Genomic DNA, 2,149 nt, shown 5'->3' on the forward strand with positions numbered 1-2,149 from the left:
GCTGCGCACCGGCGATGTCGCCGACCTGGCCGGTCAGGCCGTCCAGCTGACCTGCGACGTCGCCGCCCTGCACGCCGCCGACGGCGTCGTGCACGCCGCCGACCACGTCGGTGACGCCGTTGCCCGCGATGTTGCCCGCGTTCAGGTCACCGGCAACACCGCTGATGTCACCGGTGTTCACGTCGCCGATGACCTCGTTGCCGTTGCCGTTCCCGTTGCCCGCCGGGCTCTCGTTGCCGTTGCCGCCGTCTTCGGTGCGGGTCATCTCGGTGCTGTTGTTGCTGTCCTCGGTCGAGCTCGCCTCGCCGCGCAGCATCGAGTCCACGTCGCCGAGCGGGCCGAAGATGTCGGGGGTGGTCATGTCCAGCTCCATGTCGTCGGGGCCGTTCACCAGGAACGGCATCAGGTCGTGCGCATCGACTCCGTGGCCGTCGGCGGCGAGTTGCACCAGTGCCGGAGGCAGCGTCCGGAAGTACTCGTCGACGAGCTCGACCGGTGCGTGATCGAGTGCCAGCGAAGCCGCGTGCACGACGTCGGCATTGCTCAGCTCCGCCAGTCCTGCCTGGTCCAGGTGGGCCCGCGGGTCCTCCTGGAACGACGCGCGGTCCGCTGCGTCGGTCACGAGCCGGGACAGGAACTCGTGCACCGTCAACATCGCCGTCACGTCCTTCGCCGAGCAGGTGGGGAGGTGGCCGGAACGCTCCGGCGATCATCGGAATCCGGCCCGCACATCCACTCGGCGAACCGGTCTCGTTCGCCCGCCCGGAATTCCGATCGCACCGCGACTCGCGCCACCAGCGCGTTCCCGCCACGACTCGAAGATTAGGCGCGGATCCGCGCGATCGGACATGGGGCCGATCCCCTAGCGCTCATTCGACTATTAGGGGGTCGGGCCGAATGATCTTCATCTGAGCAGCGGACGGCGCATTTCCCGAATCGATTGGTTTTGATCTTGTGCTGTTCCGCACTGCGTTCGCGGGTGTGGCGAAAACCAGCGGAGAAAATTCGGCGACCGGCCAATCGGAATGCCCGCGGGCTCCGAACGCGCCTATTCCGGAACTGCGGGGTTTTGTGTCGCCGAGCACGGGGAACCCTCCCACGGCCGTCCGCGCCCGGAGGTCACGATGAGGAAAACCCGGTGCACCGGACGTGTTTCAGCGCGCGAGCTCGTAGGCGCGAAGCGTCGCGCGGGCGCAACCGCGCCAGGTGTAGCGGGCCGCGTGGGCGCGACGTGCGGCGGCCGCCCGGCGGTCCACCGGGCGGGACACGACGTCGTGCAGTGCCGCCCGCAGCGCGTCGACATCCCCGTACGGCACGAAATCCGCGTGCCCGCCGGTGATCTCCCGCAGTGCGGGCAGCTCCGCGCACACGACCGGAACGCCGCACGCCAGCGCCTCCAGCGCGGGCAGCCCGAACCCCTCGTCCCGGGACGGCAGCACCAACGCCCGCGCGCCGGCCACGACGCTGCGCAGCTCGCGTTCCGGCAGGTAGCCGGTGTGCAGCACCTTCGCTTCCGGCCGTTGCTCGCCGGGGCCCGCGAGCACCAGCGGCGGCAGGCTCGCCTCGTGCGCGCGCAGCAGCACGTCGAGTCCCTTGCGCGGGCCGTCCGTGCCGACGAACACCAAGTACTGCTGCGGCAATCCGAGCCGGTGCAGTTCGGGGCCGGGCGGTGCCGCCTCGAACCACTCGTTGTCCACGCCCAGCGGGGTCACCACGATCCTGCGCTCCGGCACGGAGAACCGTTCTTGCACGGCCTCGGCCACCGCGGCGCTCGGCGTGCAGACCACGGCCGCCCGGCGGGCGCAGGTGCGCACCAGATCGGCGAAGCCGGGCTCCGGAGCCTCTTCCGGCACGTCCAGGAACGCCAGGTCGTGCACGGTCAGCACGCCACCGGCGCGCACCGACGGCGGCAGCACGAAGTTGGTGCCGTGCACGACGTCGCCGCGCCCCGCGAGCAGTTCGATCGGCGGGAACGGAACCCGGTGCCACGACGCCCGCAGCGCTCGCGCGGGAACCGGAACGCCGCTCGCCCGCACTCCGGGCGGAACCGCGTCGCGCATGGCGCGATGGCCGCGCGCGGTGAACCCGACCGCTCGAACGTCCACATCGGACATCCGGCCGAGCTCGCGGGTCAGCGCGGCCGCGTACC

2 protein-coding genes are annotated in these 2,149 nt (G+C 71.2%); both read right to left on the reverse strand.

The features are described 5' to 3' along the window. Window positions 1-655 (reverse strand): IniB N-terminal domain-containing protein (locus IJH84_RS11330; protein WP_295143737.1); only part of this gene is annotated, 655 nt, incomplete at its 3' end. A gap of 499 nt (window positions 656-1,154) precedes the next feature. Further along, window positions 1,155-2,149: glycosyltransferase family 1 protein (locus tag IJH84_RS11335; RefSeq protein WP_295143734.1), on the reverse strand; the 995-nt coding region annotated here is incomplete at its 5' end.

Origin of the sequence: Saccharopolyspora sp. (genome assembly GCF_017434145.1) — a bacterium.
Classification (GTDB): Bacteria; Actinomycetota; Actinomycetes; order Mycobacteriales; family Pseudonocardiaceae; genus Saccharopolyspora_C; species Saccharopolyspora_C galaxeae.